The following is an 18,939-nucleotide window of genomic DNA, read 5'->3' on the forward strand; positions in this document are numbered from 1 at the left end:
GGAGAGTTGATGAACTTATCGTTTCCCGAACTAGGAATTTCCCAAGAACGCGTAGAACACTTAGAAAAACTTGGTTTTACAGCACCAACAAACATTCAAGCCCAAGCCATACCCCAACTTTTGTCAGGACGGGATGTAGTTGGTCAATCACAAACCGGTACAGGTAAAACAGCAGCATTTTCACTGCCAATTTTAGAGCGATTAGATCCTCAACAAAAAGCAGTACAAGCCATAGTTTTGACCCCAACCCGCGAATTAGCAATTCAAGTCCACGATGCGATGGCGCAATTCGTTGGTAACAGTGGATTGCGTACATTAGCAATTTACGGTGGTCAATCAATTGACCGTCAAATGCTACAACTCAAACGCGGCGTGCATATCGTCGTCGGTACACCAGGACGGGTAATCGACTTGCTAGAACGGGGTAACTTGAAGCTAGATCAAGTCAAGTGGTTTGTCTTAGATGAAGCCGATGAAATGTTGAGCATGGGCTTTATTGACGATGTAGAGAAAATTCTTTCTCAAGCACCCCAAGAACGTCAGACAGCTTTATTCTCAGCTACCATGCCACCATCAATTCGGATGTTGGTCAACAAATTTTTGCGATCGCCCGTCACGGTCACCGTCGAGCAACCAAAAGCCACCCCCAATAAAATCAATCAGGTAGCTTATCTCATTCCTCGTCACTGGACAAAAGCCAGAGCCTTACAGCCAATTCTGGAAATGGAAGACCCAGAAACAGCTTTAATCTTTGTCCGTACCAGACGTACCGCCGCCGAACTCACCAGCCAACTGCAAGCAGCTGGTCACAGTGTGGATGAATATCATGGTGACTTGTCCCAACAAGCACGGGAACGGTTATTAACTCGTTTCCGCAGCCGTCAAGTGCGCTGGGTAGTAGCAACTGACATTGCTGCACGCGGTTTAGATGTGGATCAACTATCTCATGTGATCAACTACGACCTACCCGATAGCGTCGAAACCTACGTCCACCGGATCGGTCGTACTGGTCGTGCTGGTAAAGAAGGTACGGCAATTACCTTAGTGCAACCATTTGAGCGTCGCAAACAGCAAATTTTTGAACGTCATGTCCGCCAAAATTGGCAACTGCTTTCCATTCCCACACGGGCGCAAATCGAAGCACGCCACATTCTGAAATTGCAAGAGCAAGTCAGAGAAGCCTTAGCTGGTGAGCGTTTAGCTTCCTTCTTGCCCATTGTCAGCGAATTGATCGAAAAATATGACGCTCAAGCGATCGCCGCAGCCGCACTACAAATCGCTTACGATCAAACTCGTCCCGCTTGGTTAAGCACGGATGCCGAAATCCCCGAAGAAGTCGCATCCACTCCCAAACCCAAACTCAGCAAGCGTCGTGAGTTTTCCGGTGACAGAGGTCGTTCCAACTGGAACAAATCAGATAATAACAACAGCGACGACGAAAGACGCGGTACTCCCAAACCAAAATTGCGGACTGGCCGTCGTGAAACTTCCGCTACGCCTAGCAATCCTAAATTGGGTTCACCTGCTGCAAGAGAATCAGCTTCTTAGTCATTAGTCATCAGACTTTGAACTTAGCTAAGATAGCTAACTGTTTTGATCAGCTTGTAGGAACATAGATATAAATGGATTATTTCTCATCTTATGTTCACAATCTCAGACTTAGAGCAGCTACAAGCTGAACATCCAGAATGGCAGATGGAACTGGTGGACGGAAGTATTTTGGTTATGGGGCCATCAGATTATATTTCAGAAGAAATCGGCGCTGAGTTAATTCGATTGCTTGGCAACTGGGTTCGCCCACGTAAGTTAGGACGGGTAACTGGTTCTAGCGCTGGTTTTATTCTGCCTAGACTGGAAACGGAAAATGGCATCGAAGCTGATATAGAAAAGCGAAATCTCCGCGCTCCTGATGTATCTTTTGTGCGTGCGGAGAGACTAAAAATCAGCAAGCGTGATTTTGTGGAATTAGTCCCTGACTTGATGGTAGAAATTAAATCTAAATCAGACCGCATCAAGCCACTGGAAGAAAAAATCCAATTATTTTTACAACTAGGATGTACGGTGGGGATTCTCATCGACCCAGATAAATTAACATTAACCGTTTACAGAATTAATCAAGAGCCAGTAATTTTACAAAATAACGATAAATTGACATTACCTGATTTACTTCCAGGTTGGGAGTTAACAGTATCAGAAATTTGGCCGCCTGTGTTTGAGTGAGAAACCAGAGGTTAGAGACTAGAGATTAGGGATTAGAAGTAGCAGCAGAGGTACGGGAAGAAATTCAACCCAATCCCCAATCCCCAATCCCCAATCCCCAATCACTATTTCCAAGGACGACTAACTTTTTCTAACTCCTGAACTTCCTCATCATTTAACCTCCAACCCAAAGCGCCTGCATTTTGCCTTACCTGCTGGGCGGTTTTGACTCCAGCAATGGGAATCACATTACCTTGAGCGATTAACCAGTTTAGGGCAACTTGGGCGGGAGTGCGATCGTATTTTTCCCCTAAGCTGCGTAGTAAAGATATCACTGGGGCGATTTTTTGCAACCCCTCTTTCTTAAATCTTGGGTCTATACTTCTAGCACCAGTCGGAACTTCATCACTGTCAGCAGAATATTTTCCTGTAAGTAAACCTTGAGCTAATGGGCTATAAGCCAAAATAGTTACATCTAATTCACGGGCAGTTGCTACAATGCCCTCAGTTTCTATTTGGCGACTTAGTAAAGAATAGCGGACTTGGTTTACTGCCAAAGGCACACCCCTAGACGCTAATATTTGGTGAGCTTGACGCATTTGCGATGCTGAGTAATTACTCACACCCACAGCAGCGATTCTCCCCCGCTTCACTTCATCGGCTAGCGTGTTCATTAAGGTTTCTTGACTTAACAAAAAAGTAAATGGCCAATGCACCTGATACAAGTCCACACGCTCAAGTTGCAGGCGTTTGAGGCTATCTGTGATGGCATCAGAGACAGACTGGCCTGAGAATCGCCAAGGTAAGGGGCCAAATTTTGTGGCAATTTGTACAGGTTGTTTTGCCTGTTTTACAAATTGCCCTAATAATTCTTCTGATAGTCCTAGTCCGTAAACTTCTGCTGTGTCGAAAAAGGTAACACCAGTTTCTAAAGCGGTGGTGAATGCTTCTTGTAACTGTTCTGGGCCGTAGCCATTGCCATAATTCCAAAACAGCTTATCTCCCCAAGCCCAAGTTCCAATACAAAGGGGTGTAACGGTAGGGCCATTTTTCCCTAAGGTAATTGTTTCCACGATCGCCAGATTTAATTTAGTTACATTTCTTTACTGTTTTAGTGTAACGCTGGCAAAGTGAAAGGTGTGGGGGTGTAAGGGTTTAGGGGTGATGAGGCTATTACTCTTGCACCCATTGGCCTTAGGCTACCTGAAAATTATCGGCTTCCTCCACTAGCTCATAACCATGAGTTAGCCTTTCAGTGGCTTTGTCAATCAAATCTAAACCTTGTTGGACTGTTTCAATTACACTTAACTGTCCACGCAACTCAGCCGCACCGACGAAACCTTTGGCATACCAAGTCATGTGCTTGCGGGCTTGACGAACGCCGCGATCGCCTTTATATTCCCATAAGGCTTGTAAGTGATCTCTAGCACATTCCAAACGTTGAATTGGGGTTGGTGCTGGCAAGAGTTCACCAGTCTTTAAGAAATGGTCAATTTCCCCCACCAAAAACGGATAACCCAAAGTCCCACGGGAACACATCACACCATCAGCACCCGTTTCTTCTAAACATTTCACCGCCGATGCTACAGAAAATATATCGCCATTACCAATCACGGGGATGGAAAGTATTTCTTTGACACGGGCTATCCATTCCCAACGAGCGTTACCATTGTAACCTTGAGCGCGGGTGCGTCCATGCACTGTAATCATTTGCGCTCCCGCATCTTCCATGCGCTTGGCAAAATCGAGAATGGTAATTTCTCTGTCATTCCAGCCAATCCGGGTTTTGACAGTGACCGGCACATTAACAGCTTTTACTACTTCCCGCACAATGGCTTCTGCAACTTCCGGCTGTCGTAGTAAAGAAGAGCCACCGCCGTTTTTGGTAATTTTATTTACCGGACACCCCATATTGATATCAATCGTATCAGCGCCTTCCGCAACGGCTTTGATTGCTGCTTCTGCTAAGAAATCGGGACGACAGTCAAACAGCTGAATACTGATTGGTCGTTCGTTGGGGTCTACTTCCATAATTTTTGGTAACTGCTGAACGTAGTGTAAACCCGTAGCATTCACCATTTCCGTGTACATCATCGAATCTGGTGCATAGCGACGTACTAGACGACGAAACACCATATCTGTCACCCCCGACAAAGGCGACTGAAGGACTCGGCTTTTAACTACGAATGAGCCGATTTTTAGGGGTTGAGAAAGTCTAGATTGTAGACTGGGGGACAGAGTAACCATAGAGGCAATTGAAAATACCAAATCAATCTTAACTGTTGACTGTTGACTGTTGACTGTTGACTATTGACTGTTGACTATTGACTGTTGACTATTGACTGTTGACTATTGACTGTTGACTATTGACTGTTGACTGTTGACTGTTGACTGTTGACTATTGACTGTTGACTGTTGACTGTTGACTGTTGACTGTTAAGTGTTGAATGTTAGAAATTGACGCTCATCAGTCATTAACTCAATACACTTGTGCATCTGCTGACGCATTGTCTCAACGTCAGTATGAAAGCGCCGCCCATGTCCTGGTAATACCCACTCAAATGAGTAATCAGCTAATCGGCGCATGGACTTAATTTGTTCTGCCCAAGAATACCAGCATACATCATGAAATGCGGTCAATTGTTGCCGAGTTTCCGACCATGCAAGATGATCACCCGTAAACAAGAACTTGTTTTTGTATAGTAAAACTGTGTGTCCTTTAGTGTGTCCAGGAACGGGAATGATTAATATATCTGGTTGTAAAGTAAATGTTTCCGAACCAGTTAATTGTATTTCTACATTCCGAGTTTCCGCAGAAATTTCATCAGCGTGCAAGATACGCTGACAGTGAAAATGTTCAGCAAATTTTTGATGATCAGCTACATCATCCTGGTGAGTTAAATACATATATTGAATTCCCCCCATCGCCTCTATTTGTTTTACTAAAGGCGGCGTAAATCGAGGAGAATCTACTAAAATGTTTCCTTCTGGCTGTTGAATTAAATAACTAGCAGCACCATAAGATTTTTCCGAATGATAGCCGCAGTGATAAATATTTTCAGCCACTAAAATAGGAAAACTCTCCTGGGCAATTTTGATATCTTTGGGTTTTTCAACTGTGCCGATAGAACTGGTGGGGCAAGATAAAAGTGCTTGCAGTGCTGCTAATCTTTCTGTTTCGTTTGTGGGTTGATGATATACTGCCGACATTTCATCAACACGATGAAAAACTGCTGGTGTCATCCAGCGACAGGTATCACAATCAATGCAGGTAGTATCTACATAAAAATCGCCGTTAGTATTTTGGGGGCGACGAAGATTTACATGAGCCATAATACACCTCTGTTTGCCAAGCTAATTGCTAGGCTGGTAATTCAAGCTGATGTCACAAGCCTAACAAAAATCACTTCCAACTAAGCTGTTACGCATTTAAATTGTATATTTCGCACTCAGGTTGTCAAAAGTCCAAAGTCCACAGTCCAAGCTAGCCTTTGACTCTGGACTCTTGACTATGGACAGCCCTGACGCAAGAATATTTGATTTAGGTGCGTATCACCTTATCAGCATCACTAATAAGTTAATGCGCGCCCAAATTGCATAACTATTAATAAGGGCTGTTAACTGTTGACTGTTGACTGTCAACGGTTAACAGTTAACAGCCCTCACGATGGATTACGCAATTTAAAAGCAGAATAGCTTAGTTCGCCAACCCAACTGACTAGTACCGCAAGGCGGAATTCAAAATTCAAAATTCAAAATGAATACAGCGTAAGCGTTTCGTTAGTTTAGAATGGTCTGCTTATTTACGCTGTGCTGTACTAGCGCGTCTCATCCGCGAGTATTAAAGACTCGTCCGCGAATATCAAAGACTCGTCCGTGAGTATTAAAGACTTGTCCACGAATATCAAAGACTTGTCCACGAATATCAAAGACTCGTCCGCGAGTATTAAAGACTCGTCCGCGAATATCAAAGACTCGTCCGCGAATATCAAAGACTCGTCCGCGAATATCAAAGACTCATCCGCGAGTATTAAAGACTCGTCTGCGAGTATTAAAGACTCATCCGCGAGTATTAAAGACTCATCCGCGAGTATCAAAGACTCATCCGCGAATATCAAAGACTCATCCGCGAATATCAAAGACTCGTCCGCAAATATTAGCAACTGATGTTACTCAAGTGAGGCACACTGAAAAGAGCAGCACTAGTTCTACGTTTCTTTGACTATTGAAGTATTAACTCTGGGGATGGGGTATTAAACCAGATCCTTTCAACAACTGATACGCGCAGCGCAACCAAAAGAATAGTTTTTGTATTTCTTAATACAAACTATCTAGTATTTACACTCCAGATATTAGTATTTAGGATAAAAATATTAGAAGATAACTATAGTATCTGTTGTAATTGACGATTAACTAATAGTAACCATTTTAATGCTCTATGCAATCTCTACCTCAACTTCTCTGGCCACAATGCTTAGAGTCAGTTATTGACCTTTCGCCACTGACGGTTGAGCCGGAAATGCCATTGTCGGATGCAATTTCCCAAATGGCAAAGCAAGGTGCTGCTATTGTTGTGGTTGCCAATACTCAGATATTAGGGTGGCTATCAGAAAGAGATGTGGTAAAGCTGGTAGCCTTGGGTGTTGACTTGCAGACCACTACAATTTCGCAGGTGATGAACACCTCAATCATATTTTTCCAGGTTGGACAATTGGAGGATATAGGGGCAATTATTTCTCTGTTACGTCAACATCAATCAAGTTGTTTGTTAGTGGTTGATGAACAAGAGCAACTAATGGGAACAATTACATCTGAAAGTATTTATCAAGCTGTGGGAGCAGCAACGGAGTTGAATAGCCAAGAAGAACCAGAAATCTCACAGCAAGATTTTCAGTTGCTTAAGTCAGCAGTGGTTAATCCTCAAGATGCCATTTGGCCTAGTGAAGAGAGCCTGTGGTGTGTGGCTAATACTGCATCAATATTAATTTGGATATCAGCAGCAGATACGTCGTGTATTTTTTTCAACAAACCTTGGTTAGAGTTGACAGGCAGTACCCTAGAACAAGAAATAGGTAAAAGTTGGTCAGACAGGTTGCATCCAGAGGATTTACAAGGTTTTTTAGATGCTTACTTACCAGCTTTTTATACTCATCAGTTTTTCTCGGTGGAATATCGCTTACTAGGAGTGGATGGAGAATACCTTTGGCTACTAAATATTGGGGTTCCCAAATTTACATCTAATGGTGATTTTGCTGGTTATATTAATTCTTGTATAGATATTACTGAACACAAGCAATACTTTGCTGCATTAGAGGAGAGTACAAACAGGCTGAAACTAGCACTAGAGGCGACCAACACAATTTACTGGGAGCGAAATCTTAGTAATGACCAGTTATTCTTTCTCAATCCTGTTGTTGAATTTGGAGATAGTGAAGGATTAACTAATAGCAAGGTTCTAACCTTTTTTCATCCAGAGGACAGGGAAAGAGTGGATAAGGCTGCACAAGAAGCGATCGCCAATTGTAGTTGTTTAGAAATAGAACATCGGCTGCCAGTTGCAGGAGAACCATCTAAATATAAATGGTTTCTCTCAAAATCTACAGTTCTCACGGACACAACAGGTAAACCTTCGCGGATGATTGGCATTTCCACGGATATTACCGACCGAGTGGAGGCACAAGACGCACTAGAACAAGCCAACCAAGAGTTAGAAAGGCGAGTGGCAAAGCGCACCTTAGCTTTACGGAAAGCAAATAGACAACTGCTGGCGGAAATTAGCGATCGCCAAATTGCTCAAGAGCAACTACGGCAATCTCAACAAATGTTGCAATTAGTTATGGATACTATTCCGCATGGTGTTTTTTGGAAAGATCGAAATTCTGTCTTTTTGGGCTGTAATCGTAACTTTGCCATTATGGTAGGTTATGAGCATCCAGAAAATCTGATAGGTAAAACCGACTATGATTTTCTCATAAATCCACAGAATGCAGACTTTTACCGCCAATGTGACGCTAGGGTCATAGAAACAAATAACCCTGAATATCACATTATTGAACCCATACTGACACCGGATGGGCAACAAATTTGGCTAGAAACAAATAAAGTTCCTCTTCATGACCCTGAAGGTAATGTGGTTGGTGTTCTCGGCACCTTGGAAGATATTACTGAACGCAAACAAGTACAAGAAGCTTTGGAAAAAAGCGAAGAAAGGTTTCGATTTTTGGCAGAATCTATTCCGCAACAGGTATGGATAGCTCAACCAGACGGATACATTGAATATGTCAACCAACGCACCCTGGAATATTTTAGTAATGTACCAGAATCCATACTAGGCTGGAAATGGCAGCAATGGATACATCCAGAGGATCGCCCCCGTTGCTTGGAAATTTGGCAGCATTGTGTAACCACTGGTGAACCCTTAGATGTAGAATTTCGGTGGTTTAGGACGACGGATCAAAGCTATCGCTGGCACATAGGACGTGCGTTACCACTACGCGATTCTCAAGGTAATATCATCAATTGGTTTGGTACAAATACAGATATTGATGATCGCAAACGGGCAGAAGAAGCCCTGGCAGAAAGGGTAAAATTGTCAGACTTTCGCTCAGACGTTGATACAATTCTCACTCAAAGTTATACCTTACAGGACTTAATGCGCGGCTCTGCTGATGCAGTAGTTAAACATCTCAATGCCGCCTTTGCCAGAATCTGGATACTCAATAAACAAGAAAATGTCCTGGAATTACAAGTCAGTTCGGGGACGTACACCCACATAGATGGGTCTCATAGATGTATACCAGTCGGTCAATACAAAATCGGTTTAATCGCCCAACAAGGAAAGGCTCACTTCACCAATTCTGTACAAACAGATCCGCTTATCAGTAATCCAGAGTGGGCCCAGCAAGAAGGAATGGTTGCTTTTGCTGGTTATCCCTTGATTGTGGAAAATGAGACATTAGGCGTGATTGCCATGTTTTCCTGTCAAGCAGTGAGTGAATCTCGTTTCCAAGCTTTGGGGATTGCAGCTAATCAGATTGCCATTGGTATCAAGCGTCAACAAACGGAAGCAGCTCTCAGACATAGCGAAGAAAGATTCCGCAATTTAGTGGAAACTAGTAGTGATTGGGTATGGGAAGTTGATGAAAACGCTATCTATACCTACGTTAGTCCTAAAGCTAAAGATATTTTAGGTTACGAACCACGAGAATTATTAGGTAAAAGTCCCTTAGACATCATGCCACCAACAGAAGCAGAACGTGTCATGAATATCTTTAGTTCTATTATTGCAGTACAAAAGCCTTTTAAATGTCTTGAGAACACCAATGTTCATAAAGATGGTCGTTTAGTTGTTCTCGAAACTAGTGGAGTGCCGGTTTTTGATGCGACGGGGAAATTTTGTGGTTATCGCGGGATGGATCGAGATATCACTGCTCGTAAGGAAGTGGAAACGAATTTATACCAAACTCAACAGCAGTTACAAGTAATTTTGGATAACTCCCCAGCCATAATTTATGTTATGGATTTGCAAAATCGGTTTATCTTAGTCAACCGACAGTATGAACAACTATTCCACACCACTCAATCCGAAATTGTAGGCAAAAGTGTATATGAGACTTGGCCTGATGATATTGCTCATCAATATGCCATTAACAACCGTCAAGTGATTACCACTGGTATGGCTATAGAAGTTGAAGAAGTGGTTCCCCAAGAAGATGGATTACATACATATTTAAGTATTAAGTTTCCTTTAAAAGACCGCAATGGCACCATTTATGCGATGTGTGGCATTTCTACAGACATTACAGAGCGTAAATCAGCAGAAGATTCGCTTCTCCGTTTCCGCAAAGCAATGGAAAGTACGAGTGATGCCATTATCTTTGGTGATATTTTTAATATCAGTAATTATGCTAACCCCAGTTTTCAGGAATTATACGATTATAATCTAGAGCAATTACAAGCGGCTGGGGGGGTATGCACAATTTTCCAGGAGCCTCAAAAGCAACAAGAAATAATGGCTAGGGTGATGCAAGGGGAATCTTGGCGGGGTGAATTGGCCATGCGATCGCGCAATGGCTGTTTATTACAAGTTGATCTGAGGGCAGATGCCATTAAAGACAGCAATGGTAAAATCATAGGTACTGTATGTATTCATACAGACATCACCAAACGCCAGCAGGTAGAAGAAGGTTTAAAATTACGCGATCGGGCGATCGATGCTAGCAGCAATGGCATCATTATTGCTGATGCTAGCACTCCCAGCAGACCCATTATCTATGTGAATCCTGCCTTTGAGCGCATGACCGGCTACTCTTCAGACGAAGTGATAGGACAAAACTTCCGTTTATTCCAAAGTGCAGATATCGATCAACTAGGATTACGAGAACTGAGTGCGGCTATGCAGGCAGGTAAAGCTTGCACTGTGGTTCTCCGCAACTATCGCAAAGATGGCAGCCTCTTATGGAATGAGTTGAACATCTCCCCTGTTTATGATCAAAATGGTCAACTTACCCACTACATCGGTATTCAAACAGATATCACAGAGCGTAAACAAGCAGAAACAGCACTACTCGTCAGCCAACAGCGACTACAATATTTACTGACATCTAGTCCTGGTGTGATTTATACCAGTAAAACTTGTGGAGATTTTGGCAATATTTTTGTTAGTGACAACATCACCACCATAACTGGTTATAAAGCCCAAGAATTTACAGAAAATTCCGACTTTCGGTCTACTCATATCCACCCAGAAGACGCACCAGCAGTCTTGAAAAAACTTTCAAGCGTCTTAGAGGCGGAAACTTACAAATTAGAATATCGATTTTTACACAAAGATGGGACATATCATTGGTTATACGACCAAGGACGAATGGTGAAAGATGACACAAATAATCCAGTGGAAATGGTCGGTTACTTGATAGATATTACAGACCGCAAACAACTCGAAGAATACTTAAAAGTAGCACTCGAAAAAGAGAAAGAGTTGAGCGAACTTAAATCTCGCTTCGTCTCCATGACTTCCCACGAATTTCGCACGCCGTTAAGTACGATTTTATCTTCTTCTGAATTACTAGAACACTACCGCCACAAATGGACAGAGGAAAAACAACTCACCCATCTACATCGTATTCAAACTGCCGTCAAGCGGATGACGGAAATGTTAAATGACATTTTAATCATTGGTAAGGCAGAAGCAGGGAAACTAGAGTTTATGCCTAGACCCCTCGATGTCGTCGCCTATTGTCGAAATTTAGTGGAAGAAATCCAGCTAAACCTGAATAATAAGCAAGTTGATTTTATCAGTGAACATCAATCCATGTTATGTTGCATGGATGAAAAATTATTAGGACACATTCTTATTAACTTAATTTCTAATGCGATCAAATATTCTCCAGCCAACAGTACTGTTCAAGTTAAATTTTATTGTCGAGATCAATGTGCAGTCTTTGAAGTTCAAGATTGGGGTATTGGTATCCCAGAAGAAGATATTACACACTTATTTGAATCATTTTATCGAGCCAAGAATGTTGGCAATATCTTAGGTACAGGTTTAGGATTAGCAATTGTCAAAAAATGTGTAGATATTCATGAAGGTGAAATATCTGTTGTCAGTAGCTCAGAAGTTGGTACTCTATTTACTGTGAATATTCCTTTAAAACAACAAATAAACGAAGAGGTCAAAAATGATTAAAATTTTAGTAATTGAAGATGAAGAGTCGGTCAGGGAAAATATTTTAGATTTGCTACAAGCTGAAGATTTTCATACCGTGTCTGCGGCTAATGGACGCATTGGCATAAATTTAGCATTGGCAGAATTTCCCGATTTAATTTTGTGTGATATGATGATGCCCGAAGTTGATGGTTACGGGGTATTATCAGCATTGCGCCAAGAACCATTAACGGCAACCATTCCTTTCATTTTTCTAACAGCAAAATCTGCCAAAGCAGATTTCCGCCAAGGGATGGATATGGGTGCAGATGATTACCTAACTAAACCATTTACCAGGGCGGAATTACTCAGTGCTGTGATGAATCGTTTAGAAAGGCAGGCTACTTTAAAAAAGTACTTAATAAATCACAATGGTATTAAAATATCATCTCCAAAAACGCAATTGTTGGAGATGAGTCTACACAAAGTCATTCAACAACAGAAATTTCAAGAGTTTGAGGTGCAATATCAGCCTATCGTTGATATTGCTTCAGGAAAAATAGTTGCGGCAGAAAGTTTATTACGTTGGCACAGTCCCGAATTAGGTTTTGTTTCCCCTTCAGAATTTATTCCATTAGCAGAGTCCACAGGTTTAATCGTGCCAATTGGTCAATGGGTAATAGCCAATGTTTGTCACCAAATTAAAAGTTGGCATGATTCTGGAGTGGATTTCTTAACCATTTCCGTGAATTTATCAGCAATGGAATTTAATAAACCAGATTTAATTCAGAGAATTACTGAAGCTTTAAAAACCAATAACATAGCACCACATTATTTGGAGATAGAATTAACTGAAAGCATGATTATGCAAGACTTAAATAGTGCAATTTTTACCATGAACGAATTGCAATCTTTAGGTGTTAGGCTTGCTATTGATGATTTTGGTACAGGTTACTCTTCTTTAATTTATCTCAAGAATTTGCCAGTTAATACACTGAAAATTGACAGGTACTTTATTCATAATGTTGCCAAAGATAAGCAAAAATCTGCTATTACCAAAGCTTTAATAGAAATGGCACACAATATGAATATGCAGGTAGTAGCTGAAGGTGTAGAAACAGAATCAGAACTATATTTTTTAAAACAAAATAAGTGTGATGCAATGCAAGGATTTCTCTTTAGTCGTCCATTACCAGCAGTAGAATTTGAAAATTTTCTGTGGAATAATAAACACTTGTCTGTATAAAAAATAGTCAAATAATTACTACCGTGAACAAAACGTTAACTTGACAATTACTAAGATATAGTAATAATTGTTTTTTGATAATTTTTTTATAAACAAAAATCAGTAGTTATCCATACAATCTTATGCAATTATTTAAAATTTATTTTGTTGGCAAATATGAATAAAATTCTGGTTATTGAAGATGATATCCATGTACGCCAAAATATCTTAGATTTGTTGGAAGGTGAAGGATTTAACATACTTGAAGCGCATAATGGACTCCTTGGTGTGAAATTAGCTCAAGAAGAAATTCCTGACTTAATTATTTGCGATGTCATGATGCCAGAACTAGATGGATATGAAGTTTTAAAGGTACTACGCCAACGCTCAGAAACGGCCATAATTCCTTTAATTTTTCTAACTGCTAAGTCTGATAAGAATGATTTCCGTCAAGGTATGGAAATGGGAGCAGATGATTATATCATCAAACCTTTTACAAGAGCAGAGCTATTAGCAGCTATTGCTTGTCGATTAGAAAAACATATCACAATTAAACAAGAGAATCAAAGAAAACTAGATAATCTACGCAACAGTATTACTTTATCTTTGCCTCACGAAATGCGAACACCTTTAAATGGGATATTAGGCTTTTCTCAAATTCTGATGGAAGAGAGTGATAGTCTTGATTCGCAAGCAATCCAGGAAATGGCAGAATCTATCTATCTATCTGGTGAACGTCTATTTGGCTTGATTCAAAACTTTTTAATATATGCAGAGTTAGAAGTTATGGGAACTGACCCCCAGCAAATTAAATTGCTGCAAAGTCAAACTACCATATTTCCTAATCTAACACTAATGGAAATCATTAGCGAAAAAGCGAAAAAAGCAGGAAGAGAAGGCGATTTACGGTTAGAACTACATCCTTGTAGTATAATGATTTCCACAGCTAAGATTGCTAAAATTATAGAAGAATTATTAGATAATGCTTTCAAATTTTCTCCTCCAGGTAGCCTAGTTCAAATCAAAAGTCAGGTTATTAACAATTGCTTAATCTTATCATTCATCGATCATGGACGAGGAATTACGGCAGCGCAAATTGCCGAATTAGGAGCGTATCAGCAATTTGAACGCAAACTTTATGAGCAGCAAGGTTCTGGATTAGGTTTAACTATTGCTAAACGCATAGCCGAACTACATGGCGGCAAATTAAAAATTCACAGCAAGCCACAAGAAAAAACTATTGTGCAGGTAGTACTACCATGTAGCCAGCGAAAGGAAGATTACTTTGACAATACGTACTATCAAAAATCGTCAACTATAGGAATCCGACTTGATTATTGAAAAAATTTAAGTGAGCTATTTTGCTTTTAAGTTGCACAATCCATAGTGATATCTGTTGACTGTGAGGCAGTTGCAGTTTTCTCTACGTTCGCAGAGCGTGTCGGAGACAGAGGCTGCGCCAAGGCGGTTTTCGTCATAGGCGGAATGCCTTCCCGTAGGGTATGCGAACTGCCTCACCCGGAGAGTTGACCGTTGACACTCAACAGCACCGATTATGTAGTTATGCAATTTAGACGCGCATTACCTTATCTGTGGGGCGGGCATTGTCCAACGCCACTACCTCCGAACAGGGGAACCCTTTTGGCAGTTGCTTCCCTACGTATATTTCAGAGATTAAGTATGAATCCTATTTTAGTTTCAGTTAAGTATTTGCAGCGAACACAAGATTAGGGGCTAATATGCTTACGGCAGGAGCCTTACACCGCAGAAACAGGACTTTAGGGAAAACTGCACTAGCCAATGAACTACTCCTTACTGTCTTTAGTAAAAGCTTAAGCATTGCTCAGATTGCGATTGGCTCTTTGGGCAATGCCGTAAGCTAGTTGGGTATGTAGATTTGGCTGACTCAAGTTCTATTATGTACAACGGATGTTTGCGATCGCGTTGGGGTTTTTGTATAAGTTAGTATATAACTTGTATATTTTGTATAATAACGGACAAATTGTTGTCATGGCAAAGCGATCGCTCCAAGCCTCTGCTGAAGGTATTAGAAAAGCAAAGCAGGCTTTTAAGCGCAAAGGATGGACACAAGAATATCTGGCGGCGGAAGTTGGTTTAGAAACACGTCAGTCAATATGGAAATTTTTTACTGGTAAACCTATAGATCGTCATGTCTTTAATGATATTTGCTTTGCGCTAGAACTGGAGACAGCAGAAATTTACCAACAATCCGTTGAAAATTATTTATATTTAGAATGTGACGAAGATAGCCTACTAGATATTAATTTTTTGGTACAAAAATTACGCTCTCTTCATCACGAAAAAATCCATTCCCAATGCAGCACATTACATCTTTTAGATATTGCTAGACCAATTTCACTTAATGATATTTATATTGATGTCAACATAAATGAAGATATTTATAGTAAAAGATGGTTAGACATTCAAGATTTACAAAAAGTAGGCTCTCATAAAACTAATAACCCCATTATTGCACAACGAGACCAAAAATTGATTGGGGGTTTGGAAGCTCTGCAAAAATATTCCAAAATGATATTATTGGGAAAATTAGGCTCAGGTAAAACCACATTTTTACAATCAGTTGCTCTTAGCTGCGCTCAAGGAATATTTCAGCCAAATTACTTACCTATTTTTGTCAATCTCAAAGACTTTGCGGAAGATGTTAAAGACTTTCGGCAACTTAGCTTATTTAAATATATACTCGACCATGTGATGAATTTTGGCATTACTGAAGGAGAATTGAAAGCTGTATTATCTCATGGCAGAGCTTTAATTTTGTTAGATAGTTTAAATGAGTTTATAAGCAACAACCATGAAAAAAACATCAATAAAATTCACAGCTTTATCCAAAAATTTTATAAAAATAAAATAGTTATTACTTGCCGTAATGGTGCAAGCTATTCTAATTTTCATGGTTTTACAGAGGTGGAAATTGCTGATTTTGACACAACAAAAATCACAGCATTTGCTAATAAATGGTTCTTGAATATCGCCAATAATTCTCCAGAAAAATCGAGATTTTTAGCACACAAATTTGTACAAAAAATCGAACTACAAGAAAATCATCGTCTTCTTGAGTTGGCTAACAGACCAGCTTTATTGATTCTTTGTTGTTTGGCCTTCCAGTCTGCGACAGATTTCCCTTTTCATCATTTTGATATTTATAAACAAGCATTGGATATGCTCTTAATACGCTACGATGATGTAAAAGGAATTCAAAATAATCAAACTGTGACTAATTTATCTCTGCTGCACAAAATCAAGCTACTTAGTCACATAGCAGCAATTAGCTTTCATCAAAGGGATTATTTGCTCACTGAAACAAAACTCCAGCAAGTAATCACTGAATATCTAGTCCATCAAAGCAACGCTATGACTGATACAGATGCTTTGGAACTAGAGAGTACCGCAATCATTAAAACAATTGAATTACAGCATGGTTTATTAGTTGAAAGGGCAAAAGGAATTTACTCTTTTTCTCATCTCATATTTCAAGAGTATTTTATAGCTAGAGAAATCGTAGCTAATGCTAATCATCAAACGCTGCAAGAATTAGTTAGCCATTTATCTGAACAACGATGGCATCAGGTATTTTTGCTAGTTGTGTGGATGCTACAACCAGTAGATGATTTATTAAAATTAATCAAGGAAAAGATTGATAATATAGTTGTCGGAAATCGCAAGTTACATCATTTTATGCAATGGGTAGAACACAAGTCTGCTCAAGTAGGTTATGTATACCATCCTGCCAGTGTACGTGCTTTTTACTTTAGTATAGCTTTACCTCCAGAGCATCCCTTAGCTTGTAACCAAGATTTAGCAATATCCTTAGAGCATCAGTTTACTGGTAGTTTGTCTATAGACTTAGCATTAGATTTGGCTTTAACTAATGCACTAACGATAAGTATGACAATGACGGCTGATATATTTTTTGCTAGGTTATCTACTTTAAATTTAGCTCTAGACTTGAAGCACTTATTAGTCAATCAGGTGTCGTTAAATAATTCACTGCAAAATATTAGAAATCAGTTACCCTCTTTTAGTCAAGGGAGAGAATACTTAAAAGCTTGGTGGCTAGCAAATGGACAAACATGGACTGAAGAATTACGAGATATGATGATTAATGAGCGTAAGATTGGACTTAATTGGCAGTTCGGAAAACAAGACTTACAAGATTTGCAACAGTATTGGGATGCCAGCAAATTACTAATAGATTGTCTAAAATTGGCTAGAGATATTTCACCTACTTTATGTTATGAATTAGAGACAAGTTTATTTTTAGCTAAACAACATCAATTAAATGTAATTACGTAGGCCAAGTATGGGTAAAGAGAAGCTTTTGGACACGGTAGACTTTTATACAAAGTAGAATATTGATTCTAGCTTTCTCCTGCGGAGACACTAACGCGTAGCTTGCTTCCCCGTAGGGGTAGGGGAACACTTTGAGGGAATGCGTCTACCCTGCGGGTTCTGCTTGCGGTATGCTTGTTAGCCTTGGAAGATGAAACTATTTATTTTTAAAAATACTGTTTAGGGTATGGAGTCGCTACGAGTTCTGAGAAACAAGGATATAAGCAAATTACCAATTCTGCCACTCTAGCTTATAACACTCGCTGCAACTCCATATAATCTCTGAAATTGAACGACGAAATCCAAAAATTCTTCAGATTAGAGGAGATGAGATGAGAAGGGAACCGACTTGAATGCTGTACTTTTCGCTAATCAAAGGAATAATGTTTTTTCACGCCGCTTTGAATTTCCCATATACAGGACATTCCAGCCGGGAAGGTTACTAAATCGCCTTTACCCATTTGTACTGGTTGTCCGCCATGAGGCGTAACAATAACATCACCTTCTAAAAAGTAACAGGTCTCTTGAGTATCATAAGTCCAAGGAAATTTTGAGATTTCTTTTTGCCAAATTCCCCACTGGAAAACACCCAATTTCTGGAGTATTTCTGGACTAGGTTGATGCTCAATTTTTATTTCCATATAGTTTATTCTCGGTTCACAATTAGCAGTAGGACTGGATGTCTTCTCCGCACTTATCTACTAAATAACACAAAGCACGAAAACGTAAACCAACAAATTGATCATACAGGGGATTGAGCTTACACATGGGGGGAATGTGGGCAATAATCCGACCAAATACCACAATGTCACGCTCAAAAGGACACTGAGCAGGAATCAATTTTGCTATAAAGTGAGCTAGCTTACGATTTTGTATTTCTAGTGCATCAATCCATTGACGTAAAGGTTGTAGTGGATCAATTTTAGATTGAGTATTTTTTGGCTGATTACCAATGGGATGAATAACAGCAGACAGGACAATATGTTGCTCTTTTGTTTTCAGCACAGTCATAATATTTAATCTCCTTTGAGAGAATCAACTATTTGCTATTTTGCAACTTACCATACAATCTTTAACCTGAAATTATGAGGAATTTGTGAGGATTGACAATTAAAGCATTTAAAGAGCTAATTTTCAGGAATATTGTAGGTAAATAGGGGGGACTGATTGTTATTTAAACTTAACTAGATTAGTAAGAACTGTCCCGTTAAATACAAAATAACAAAGAAAATATAAAAGTGGTATTTCTTTAACTTATTGATTGCTAATATTCGAGATAGCAATCTCATATCTTAAATTTAAATCTCCAGTTCTGAAACTACACAGTACCTTAAGATGTACGTTTACCAGCAAAAATACTCTTTGCTGAGGCTATAGCTATATTTCCTAAGGGTTAAACTATACGGATACTTGATTTTAGGGTATTGGGTATCAAATAAAATGTCTTATCGGTTACATAAACTGACCTGAATATTATTTAATAAGTTCCCAGTGATCC

General features: G+C 39.9%; 11 protein-coding genes. 6 read left to right on the forward strand and 5 right to left on the reverse strand.

Translation table 11 applies throughout. The features are described from left to right. Positions 1–9 precede the first annotated feature (9 nt). Entirely contained in the window at positions 10–1,548 is a 1,539-nt protein-coding gene (locus tag H6G14_RS03795) for a DEAD/DEAH box helicase (protein WP_190565807.1), read from the forward strand. Positions 1,549–1,641: 93 nt separating this feature from the next. Further along, entirely contained in the window at positions 1,642–2,220 is a 579-nt protein-coding gene (locus H6G14_RS03800; RefSeq protein WP_190565808.1) for a Uma2 family endonuclease, read from the forward strand. Positions 2,221–2,324: 104 nt separating this feature from the next. On the opposite strand, the gene H6G14_RS03805 is transcribed toward H6G14_RS03800, so the two are convergent. The 3 genes from H6G14_RS03805 to H6G14_RS03815 form a co-directional block, all read right to left on the reverse strand. Beyond that, entirely contained in the window at positions 2,325–3,272 is a 948-nt protein-coding gene (locus tag H6G14_RS03805; RefSeq protein WP_190565809.1) for an aldo/keto reductase, read from the reverse strand. Positions 3,273–3,393: 121 nt separating this feature from the next. Then, a complete protein-coding gene (gene dusB / locus H6G14_RS03810) occupies positions 3,394–4,446 on the reverse strand; it encodes a tRNA dihydrouridine synthase DusB (RefSeq protein WP_190565810.1) in 1,053 nt (350 codons plus the stop codon). Between the two features lie 189 nt (positions 4,447–4,635). After that, positions 4,636–5,532, reverse strand: coding sequence for an MBL fold metallo-hydrolase (locus tag H6G14_RS03815; protein ID WP_190565811.1), 897 nt, complete (start codon positions 5,530–5,532; stop codon positions 4,636–4,638). Positions 5,533–6,637: 1,105 nt separating this feature from the next. Between H6G14_RS03815 and H6G14_RS03820 the strand changes: the two genes are divergently transcribed. The 4 genes from H6G14_RS03820 to H6G14_RS03835 all read left to right on the forward strand — a co-directional run bounded on the left by H6G14_RS03820 (position 6,638) and on the right by H6G14_RS03835 (position 17,405). After that, positions 6,638–11,887, forward strand: coding sequence for a PAS domain S-box protein (locus H6G14_RS03820; protein ID WP_190565812.1), 5,250 nt, complete (start codon positions 6,638–6,640; stop codon positions 11,885–11,887). Next, positions 11,880–13,091 carry an EAL domain-containing response regulator gene (locus tag H6G14_RS03825; RefSeq protein WP_190565813.1) on the forward strand — a complete coding sequence of 404 codons (1,212 nt, stop codon included), beginning with the start codon at positions 11,880–11,882 and terminating at the stop codon, positions 13,089–13,091. Before H6G14_RS03820 ends, H6G14_RS03825 begins: the two co-directional genes overlap by 8 nt. 156 nt (positions 13,092–13,247) lie before the next feature. Continuing rightward, a complete protein-coding gene (locus H6G14_RS03830; RefSeq protein ID WP_190565814.1) occupies positions 13,248–14,411 on the forward strand; it encodes a hybrid sensor histidine kinase/response regulator in 1,164 nt (387 codons plus the stop codon). Positions 14,412–14,999: 588 nt separating this feature from the next. Then, positions 15,000–17,405: an NACHT domain-containing protein gene (locus H6G14_RS03835; protein ID WP_190565815.1), complete on the forward strand. Its 2,406-nt coding sequence runs from the start codon at positions 15,000–15,002 to the stop codon at positions 17,403–17,405. A 404-nt stretch (positions 17,406–17,809) separates the two neighbouring features. Here H6G14_RS03835 and H6G14_RS03840 read toward each other — a convergent pair whose 3' ends face one another. Further along, positions 17,810–18,082 carry a cupin domain-containing protein gene (locus tag H6G14_RS03840; RefSeq protein WP_190565816.1) on the reverse strand — a complete coding sequence of 91 codons (273 nt, stop codon included), beginning with the start codon at positions 18,080–18,082 and terminating at the stop codon, positions 17,810–17,812. A 22-nt stretch (positions 18,083–18,104) separates the two neighbouring features. Next, positions 18,105–18,452, reverse strand: a complete 348-nt coding sequence (locus tag H6G14_RS03845; protein ID WP_190565817.1) for a Mo-dependent nitrogenase C-terminal domain-containing protein — start codon at positions 18,450–18,452, stop codon at positions 18,105–18,107. Positions 18,453–18,939 lie beyond the last annotated feature (487 nt).

This window comes from Nostoc parmelioides FACHB-3921 (genome assembly GCF_014696625.1).
In the GTDB taxonomy this organism is placed as follows: domain Bacteria; phylum Cyanobacteriota; class Cyanobacteriia; order Cyanobacteriales; family Nostocaceae; genus Trichormus; species Trichormus parmelioides.

What these genes read in the sequence shown, in the direction of transcription:
- H6G14_RS03795 (WP_190565807.1), top strand. Translation starts at nt 10, where the DNA reads ATGAACTTATCGTTTCCCGAACTAGGAATTTCCCAAGAACGCGTAGAA.
- H6G14_RS03800 (WP_190565808.1), top strand. Translation starts at nt 1,642, where the DNA reads ATGTTCACAATCTCAGACTTAGAGCAGCTACAAGCTGAACATCCAGAA.
- dusB (WP_190565810.1), bottom strand. Translation starts at nt 4,446, where the DNA reads ATGGTTACTCTGTCCCCCAGTCTACAATCTAGACTTTCTCAACCCCTA.
- H6G14_RS03815 (WP_190565811.1), bottom strand. Translation starts at nt 5,532, where the DNA reads ATGGCTCATGTAAATCTTCGTCGCCCCCAAAATACTAACGGCGATTTT.
- H6G14_RS03820 (WP_190565812.1), top strand. Translation starts at nt 6,638, where the DNA reads ATGCAATCTCTACCTCAACTTCTCTGGCCACAATGCTTAGAGTCAGTT.
- H6G14_RS03825 (WP_190565813.1), top strand. Translation starts at nt 11,880, where the DNA reads ATGATTAAAATTTTAGTAATTGAAGATGAAGAGTCGGTCAGGGAAAAT.
- H6G14_RS03830 (WP_190565814.1), top strand. Translation starts at nt 13,248, where the DNA reads ATGAATAAAATTCTGGTTATTGAAGATGATATCCATGTACGCCAAAAT.
- H6G14_RS03835 (WP_190565815.1), top strand. Translation starts at nt 15,000, where the DNA reads ATGTTTGCGATCGCGTTGGGGTTTTTGTATAAGTTAGTATATAACTTG.
- H6G14_RS03840 (WP_190565816.1), bottom strand. Translation starts at nt 18,082, where the DNA reads ATGGAAATAAAAATTGAGCATCAACCTAGTCCAGAAATACTCCAGAAA.
- H6G14_RS03845 (WP_190565817.1), bottom strand. Translation starts at nt 18,452, where the DNA reads ATGACTGTGCTGAAAACAAAAGAGCAACATATTGTCCTGTCTGCTGTT.